This is a genomic window from Streptomyces sp. KLMMK, from assembly GCF_036961605.1.
Lineage (GTDB): Bacteria > Actinomycetota > Actinomycetes > Streptomycetales > Streptomycetaceae > Streptomyces > Streptomyces telluris.
Genome location: NZ_JBAMDC010000385.1, coordinates 1 through 6,045, shown reverse-complemented (window position 1 = coordinate 6,045; position 6,045 = coordinate 1). Strand labels below are relative to the sequence as shown.

At 72.4% G+C, this 6,045-nt stretch carries 5 protein-coding genes and 1 pseudogene; 4 read left to right on the top strand and 2 right to left on the bottom strand.

The window, feature by feature from the left end; all coding sequences use genetic code 11:
• Window positions 1-102: 102 nt before the first annotated feature.
• A pseudogene (locus V7793_RS31705) lies at window positions 103-1,386 on the bottom strand (glycoside hydrolase family 6 protein); the annotation flags it as partial.
• 126 nt (window positions 1,387-1,512) lie between these two features.
• On the opposite strand from V7793_RS31705, the gene V7793_RS31700 reads away from it, so the two are divergent.
• A complete protein-coding gene (locus tag V7793_RS31700) occupies window positions 1,513-2,478 on the top strand; it encodes a TIGR03557 family F420-dependent LLM class oxidoreductase (RefSeq protein ID WP_336013100.1) in 966 nt (321 codons plus the stop codon).
• A 33-nt stretch (window positions 2,479-2,511) separates the two neighbouring features.
• Here the strand turns inward: V7793_RS31700 and V7793_RS31695 are convergent, their stop codons facing one another.
• Window positions 2,512-3,573, bottom strand: a complete 1,062-nt coding sequence (locus V7793_RS31695; protein ID WP_336013098.1) for an ATP-dependent DNA ligase — start codon at window positions 3,571-3,573, stop codon at window positions 2,512-2,514.
• Between the two features lie 107 nt (window positions 3,574-3,680).
• Between V7793_RS31695 and ligD the strand changes: the two genes are divergently transcribed.
• The 3 genes from ligD to V7793_RS31680 form a co-directional block, all read left to right on the top strand.
• Window positions 3,681-4,709 (top strand): non-homologous end-joining DNA ligase, encoded by a 1,029-nt coding sequence (gene ligD / locus V7793_RS31690; protein ID WP_336013095.1) that lies wholly within the window; start codon window positions 3,681-3,683, stop codon window positions 4,707-4,709.
• An 81-nt stretch (window positions 4,710-4,790) separates the two neighbouring features.
• Window positions 4,791-5,210 carry an SH3 domain-containing protein gene (locus V7793_RS31685; RefSeq protein WP_336013093.1) on the top strand — a complete coding sequence of 140 codons (420 nt, stop codon included), beginning with the start codon at window positions 4,791-4,793 and terminating at the stop codon, window positions 5,208-5,210.
• A gap of 644 nt (window positions 5,211-5,854) precedes the next feature.
• Window positions 5,855-6,045: hypothetical protein (locus V7793_RS31680; protein ID WP_336013090.1), on the top strand; the 191-nt coding region annotated here is incomplete at its 3' end.

The following is a 6,045-nucleotide window of genomic DNA, read 5'->3' as shown; positions in this document are numbered from 1 at the left end:
GCCGTCGGGCGGTGCGCCGCCCGGTGGATCGGCGGGAAGCACGGACGGCAGGAGGGGGACTTCCGGTTGCCCGGGCTGCAGGGAGGGCGGCATGAGGTGCGACGGCGTGGCGCGGGCGAGGTCGAGCGCGTACTCGGCCCACCAGCGGCCCGCGGGCGGCGCGCCGCGGCAGGCGCCGTCGGACTCCCCGGGCCGCTTGATCCACAGGAAGGCGTCGATGCGCGGGTTCCCCGTGGCGGTGCTGGGCGGGGCGCCGAGCGCCCGCCCGGGCGGGTTGCACCAGGACTCGGGCTCGTGTTCCTCCTCCCCGTCCGCGTACTCCGCTTCCGCTCCGTCCCCGGGTTCCCGCGTGCCCGCGGCTCTCCTGGCCTCGGCGGCCGACGGCACGGGCTGCCGCTGCTCCTTCTCCTTTTCCTTCTCTGTGCCGCCCTCCTTCTTCTCCTTCTCTTTCTCCTTCTTGTGGTCGTCCTTCTTCTTCCCGCCCTCCGGCGGCGCCGGAAGCGGGCCGTTGCCGTTGCGGCTCGTGTCGATGACGTAATGGGCACCGCCGAGCAGGGCGGAGAGATGGTCGCCGTAGGCGCGGGTGACGGGCGTGGTGTGGAAATTGGAGACGTTCAGCGCGAACCCGTCGGCCTCTGCGATCCCCGCCTCGGTGAGCGCCGTCACCATCATGTTGTGGTCCCGGATCCAGCCCGGGTTTCCCGCGTCGATGTAGACCGAGACGCCGGGCTTGGACTTGAAGATCCGCACGGCCTGCGCGATGAGCGCCAGGCGTTGCTTGGCGGCCGCTGCGGGGACGCAGCCCGACGCCCACTGGGCGAGCGCGTCCGGTTCGAGGACGATCCAGGCCCGGCGCGCGCCGATCCCGGCCGCGGCCCGCGCGGCCCAGGCGCGGTAGTGCCTGGCGTCGGGAGCGCCGCCCGACGAGTACTGACCGCAGTCGCGCTGAGGGATGTTGTAGGCGACCAGCACGGGAATGACCCCGCTGCGCTCGGCCTGCCGGGTGACGCTCTCGGCCTGCGCCTTCGGATCGTCACCGGTCAGCCAGACCGCCATGGGCTCCTTCGCGATGCGCTGCAGGACGACGGCGTCGTCCTCGCGCCCCTGCTCCTGCCAGACCCGCACCTGACGGGCCGCCGGCCCCCGCGGCTCCACCCAGAACGGAGACGTGGCATCGAGGTTGTCGTCGTCCTCCGTCAGCGCCTCACAGGCCGTCCCGGCCAGTGACAGCGCCCCTGCGCACACCAGGACGACCGCACCGCAGCGCAGGGCCCGGCTCCTCGTCTTCTTCTTCGTTCCCGCCGGTCTCGTCGTACCCGTGGTTCCCGTCGTGGACGCCCGGACCTTGCGGGGCCGGGCCGTGTGTCGCCGGGACTTGTGTGACATAGATCCCCCAATATTCCATATCTGCCGATCTGTCCATTCCAGACAGAGTGACAGGTGCCGACCCGTCAGACACGTCGGATTACGCCGAACGGGATCTGAAAAAGGGGAAATCGGAGGAGAGGTGCGATGGTAAGCATCGGATACACGATGATGACCGAGCAGGCGGGCCCCCGTGAGCTCGTCGCGCACGTGGTGGGCGCGGAGGAAGCGGGATTCGACTTCTCCGTCACGTCCGACCACTATTTCCCCTGGCTCGCCTCCCAGGGCCATGCGCCCAACGCGTGGGCCGTCCTGGGCGCCGCGGCGCAGGCGACGTCGCGGATCCCGCTCATGACGTTCGTGACCTGTCCCACCACGCGCTACCACCCCGTGGTCGTCGCCCAGCAGGCGGCCACGGTGCAGTTGCTCTCGCAGGGGCGCTTCCGCCTGGGGCTCGGGTCGGGCGAGAACCTCAACGAGCATGTGGTCGGACGCGGCTGGCCGGGCGTCAGCGTCCGGCACGAGATGCTCGAAGAGGCGGTCTTCCTCATCCGGGCGCTCCTGGACGGGGAGCTCGTCACCCACCACGGCACCCACTACGCCGTCGAACACGCCAGGCTGTGGGACGTTCCCGAGCCGCCTCCGCCCATCGGCATCGCCGTGTCGGGGGAGCACTCCTGCCGCCTGGCCGGCCAACTGGCCGACATGGTCATCGCGACCGAGCCCCGCAGGGAGCTGCTGGAGGGGTTCGACCGCCACGGGGGCGCCGGCAAGCCCCGCATCGGACAGCTGCCCGTCTGCTACGACACCGACCACGGCGCGGCGGTCGAACGGGCCCACGAGCAGTTCCGCTGGTTCGGGCTCGGCTGGCCGGTCAACTCCGAGCTGCCGCACGACGCGGCCTTCGCCTCCGCGTCCGCTTTCGTCACCAAGGATGACGTTGCGAAGGCGATCCCCTGCGGATCCAATACGGACCGCTTCGTCGAGGCGGTGCGGGCCTACACGGAGGCAGGGTTCACCGAGGTCGCCCTCGTCCAGATCGGCGGCGACCAGCAGGCCCCGTACCTGGACTGGGCCAAGAGGGAGCTGCTCCCCGCCCTGCGCACGCTCTGAGCGGGACGCCGCGGGCAGCGCCCGCCGCGGACCTCACAGCTGGAGGATGTCGGCCAGCTCGTAGGCCGCGGGTTCCTCCAGCTGGGCGTACGTGCACTGGTGCGGCTCGCGGTCGGGGCGCCACCGGCGGAACTGCGTGGTGTGCCGGAAGCGGTCGCCCTGGAGGTGGTCGTAGGCCACCTCGCAGACCCGTTCGGGCCGCAGCGGCACCCAGGACAGGTCCTTGGTGCCGGTCCACCGGCTGGGCCCGCCGGGCATCCGACCGGTGGCCTGCGCCTCCTCGGTGGCCCACTCCTGCCACGGGTGTCCCTCCACCGTGGGCATCCGCAGGGGTTCGAGCTCCTCCATCAGCTCCTGCCGGCGGCGCATGGGGAAGGAGGCGCAGACCCCGACGTGCTGCAGCCGCCCGGCCGGGTCGTAGAGGCCGAGCAGCAGGGAGCCCACCACGGGCCCGCTCTTGTGGTGGCGCAGCCCGGCGACGACGCAGTCGGCGGTCCGATCGTGCTTGATCTTGGCCATGGCCCGCTCGCCGGGCCGGTACGGGGAGGCGGGCGGCTTCGCGACGACCCCGTCGAGCCCGGCCCCTTCGAACTGCTCGAACCACGCGTGGGCCGTTTCGAGGTCGTAGGTGGCGGGTGCGATGTAGACCGGGGCCCGCACCCCCTGCAGCGCCGAGGTCAGCGCGTCCCGCCGGTCCCGCTGCGGGGTCGTCAGCAGGGATTCCTCGCCGAGGGCGAGCAGGTCGAAGGCGATGAAGCTCGCCGGGGTGACCTCGGCCAGATGGCGGACGCGGGAGTCGGCGGGGTGGATGCGTTCGAGCAGGGCGTCGAAGTCGAGGCGCCCGCCGCGGCTGACGACGATCTCCCCGTCGAGCACGCAGCGGGGCGGGAGCTGCTCGCGGAAGACCTCGACGAGCTCCGGGAAGTAGCGGGTGAGCGGTTTGCTGGAGCGGCTGCCCAGCTCGACGTCGTCGCCGTCGCGGAAGACGATGGCCCGGAAGCCGTCCCACTTCGCCTCGTACAGCATGCCGGGCGGGATCTTCGCCACGGACTTGGCGAGCATCGGCTGCAGCGGGGGCATCACGGGGAGATCCATGACCGCGATTGTGCGGGCCCCGGGCCCCGGCCGCCTCTTCGCGCGCCCCGCGCTCCCGGCGCCGCCGCCCGCAGGCGCCGTGCGGCGCGGGCCTCTAGCGTGAGGGTGTGGCAGAGGAGGCGCTGGAGATCACCGCCGGGGAGCGGACGGTACGGCTGTCGCACCCGGACAAGGTCTACTTTCCCGAGCGCGGCTTCACCAAGTACGACCTGGCCCGCTACTACCTCGCCGTCGCCGACGGCATCGTCCGGGCGCTCAAGGACCGCCCGACCACGATGGAGCGCTACCCGGACGGGGTCGAGGGGGAGTCCTTCTTCCAGAAGCGGGCGCCGAAGAACCTGCCGGAGTGGATCCCGACCGGCCGCATCGCCTTCCCCAGCGGCCGCTACGCCGACGAGATCTGCCCCAACGAGGCCGCGGCCGTGCTGTGGGCCGCGAACCTGGGCTGCCTGACCTTCCACCCCTGGCCCGTGCGCCGGACGGACACCGAGCACCCCGACGAGCTGCGCATCGACCTCGACCCGCAGCCGGGCACCGGCTACGCGGACGCCGTCCGTGCCGCCCTGGAACTCAGGGAGGTCCTCGACGGCCTGGGCCTGACCGGCTGGCCCAAGACCTCCGGCGGGCGCGGGCTGCACGTGTTCGTGCCCATCGCGCCGCGGTGGACGTTCGTCCAGGTGCGCAGGGCGGCCATCGCCGTCGCGCGGGAGCTGGAGCGGCGGTCGCCGCAGGAGGTCACCACGGCGTGGTGGAAGGAGGAGCGCGGGGCCAAGGTCTTCGTCGACTACAACCAGACCGCCCGCGACCGCACCATCGCCAGCGCCTACTCGGTGCGGCCCCGCCCGCACGCTCCGGTCTCCGCACCGCTGACGTGGGACGAGGTGGCCGGCGACGCGGTGCCCGAGGACTTCGACCTGGCCACCATGCCGGCCCGGTTCGAGGCCGTGGGCGATCTGCACGCGGGCATGGAGGACCGGCCGTGCGGGCTGGAGGCGGCCCTGGAACTGGCCGACCGGGACGAGCGCGAGCACGGGCTGGGCGACCTGCCCTACCCGCCGGAGCACCCGAAGATGAAGGGCGAGCCCAAGCGCGTGCAGCCCAGCCGGGCCCGCAAGGACCCACCCCCGTCCGGCTGAGAGTGCTTTGCCCAGGTTTATTCGGGATTGCGGCGTGGTACGTCGGCATTGCTTCATCAACCCCTCACACAGGGAGCCCCCATGCCCAGGACCCTCGCAGCCCGCAGCAAGAAGATCTCGACGGACGCCATCGTGGTGGCCGCCCTGGCCGGCTCGCTGCTGGTCGCCGGATCCGCCCAGGCGGCCTCGGGCCCCGGCGTCCCGCCGGTGCCGCAGCGCCCCGCCGGCACCATCACCAGCCCCACGGGCGTCAACGAGCGGATGTACCCCAGCACGGACTCGGCCGTACGGGGAACCTTCGGCCGCGGTGCCAAGATCGGGCTGCGCTGCAAGGTCCACGCCCAGAGCGTCGGCGGGAACGACGTCTGGTACATGCTGCGCAACCGTCCCACCTGGGTCGCGGCGGCATACGTCGGCAACGTCAGCGCCGTCCCGCTGTGCAAGGAGGTCAACCGCGGCACCCTGGAGGACTCTCCCGCCACCCGGGCCGCGATGGGCTGAGCCGCCGTCACGATCCGCAGCCCCGGCACGGACCGCCCGCACCGGGCGGAGCCCCGTCAGCGGGCGGGCGTCAGGCCGTCCCCGGCCGCACCCCGGGACAGCACGGCCTCGGTGATCTCCTGCCGCGCCCGCTCCAGACCGGCCCGCCCGCCCGGCCGGGTGCGCAGCGAGGAAGGGAGTTCCAGGACGCGCCACGGCGGGCCGTGGTCCGTGACCTGCGGGAGGAACCCGGCCTTGACGGCCCGCCGGCGCGGGCCCTCCCGGGCGGGGTGAACGTGAAGCGGGCGATGCTGCTCTCGTTGCCCCGCCGGTCCGGTTCGCCCTGCGGGTTGACAGCCGCGGAACGGCCGGATCGGCCGGGTGGTCCGGCCCCGGGCACCCCGTCACCCCCGCGAGTGCGGCGACTACGCCTGCCGTGACCGCACAACGCCTGCTTGCGGCCCTCTTCGCCGTATCTTTCATCGCCCAGCAGCTTCCGGTGCGCCCGCGCGGCCCCACAATGCCCCTATAGGACGTATATAGGGGAGTGGTATCGCGCGAGGGGTCGGTTACTCCGGGTGGCTGATGGCAACGGATTGTGCTGCCGCTGCGGGAGGCGGGCGGAATAATGGTGGTGTCTTGTTTCCCGGCCGAATGCTGTAGTGATGCTGTGTAAGGACTGTCTGAACCCGGTCATCGAGGGTCCCGAGGGCGGTTACGTCTGTGGCCAGTGCTTCCATGTCGTGGAGCCCAACGGCTACGCGGAGCGACGGGCCGAGGGGGTGCGGCGGGCCGCCGAGGAGCGCCGCATCCGGACGGAGGAGCGGCGCGCCCGCGCCGAGGCCCGCAACCGCAC